This is a genomic window from Allosediminivita pacifica (genome assembly GCF_003054175.1).
GTDB classification, from domain to species: Bacteria; Pseudomonadota; Alphaproteobacteria; order Rhodobacterales; family Rhodobacteraceae; genus Allosediminivita; species Allosediminivita pacifica.
In genome coordinates this window covers 1-1180 of record NZ_QBKN01000095.1, presented here as the reverse complement: position 1 = coordinate 1180, position 1180 = coordinate 1, and the positions used below count along the sequence as shown (strand labels likewise).

The window sequence follows — 1180 nt, the reverse complement described above, 5'->3', positions numbered from 1 at the left end:
AGATGGCAAAGGAAAAGTTTGAGCGCGGCAAGCCGCACTGCAACATCGGCACGATCGGTCACGTCGACCACGGCAAGACGACGCTGACGGCGGCGATCACCAAGTACTTCGGTGACTTCCGTGCCTACGACCAGATCGACGGCGCACCGGAAGAGAAGGCGCGCGGGATCACGATCTCGACGGCGCACGTGGAATACGAGACGGAAAACCGTCACTACGCGCACGTGGACTGCCCCGGCCACGCCGACTACGTGAAGAACATGATCACCGGTGCCGCCCAGATGGACGGCGCGATTCTGGTGGTGAACGCGGCCGACGGCCCGATGCCCCAGACGCGCGAGCACATCCTGCTGGGCCGCCAGGTGGGCATCCCCGCCATGGTCGTGTTCCTCAACAAGGTCGACCAGGTGGACGACGAAGAGCTCCTCGAGCTCGTCGAGATGGAAGTCCGCGAGCTTCTCTCCGAGTACGACTTCCCGGGCGACGACATTCCGATCGTTGCAGGCTCCGCGCTTGCAGCCATGGAAGGCCGCGATCCCGAGATCGGCGAAGAGAAGATCAAGGAACTCATGGCGGCCGTGGACGAGTACATCCCGCAGCCCGAGCGTGCCGTGGACCAGCCCTTCCTGATGCCGATCGAGGACGTCTTCTCGATCTCCGGCCGTGGTACGGTTGTGACCGGCCGCGTCGAGCGTGGCGTGATCAACGTCGGCGACGAGATCGAGATCGTCGGCCTGAAGGACACCCGCAAGACGACCTGCACGGGCGTCGAGATGTTCCGCAAGCTGCTCGACCGCGGTGAAGCGGGCGACAACATCGGCGCACTGCTGCGCGGCATCGACCGCGACGACGTCGAGCGCGGCCAGGTGCTGTGCAAGCCGAAGTCGGTGACGCCGCACACCAAGTTCGAAGCCGAGGTCTACATCCTGACCAAGGACGAAGGCGGCCGCCACACGCCGTTCTTCGCGAACTACCGTCCGCAGTTCTACTTCCGGACCACCGACGTGACCGGCACCGTGACCCTTCCCGAGGGCACCGAGATGGTCATGCCCGGCGACAACCTGAAGTTCGGCGTCGAGCTGATCGCCCCGATCGCCATGGAAGACGGCCTCCGCTTCGCCATCCGCGAAGGCGGCCGCACCGTCGGCTCCGGCGTCGTCTCCAAGATCGTCGAGTGATC

General features: G+C 64.9%; 1 protein-coding gene. It reads left to right on the top strand.

Annotation, left to right across the window (positions count from 1 at the left end; genetic code table 11):
* The first annotated feature begins 2 nt into the window (after positions 1-2).
* Entirely contained in the window at positions 3-1178 is a 1176-nt protein-coding gene (gene tuf / locus C8N44_RS23070) for an elongation factor Tu (protein ID WP_107979011.1), read from the top strand.
* Positions 1179-1180: the final 2 nt, after the last annotated feature.

What these genes read in the sequence shown, in the direction of transcription:
- tuf (WP_107979011.1), top strand. Translation starts at nt 3, where the DNA reads ATGGCAAAGGAAAAGTTTGAGCGCGGCAAGCCGCACTGCAACATCGGC.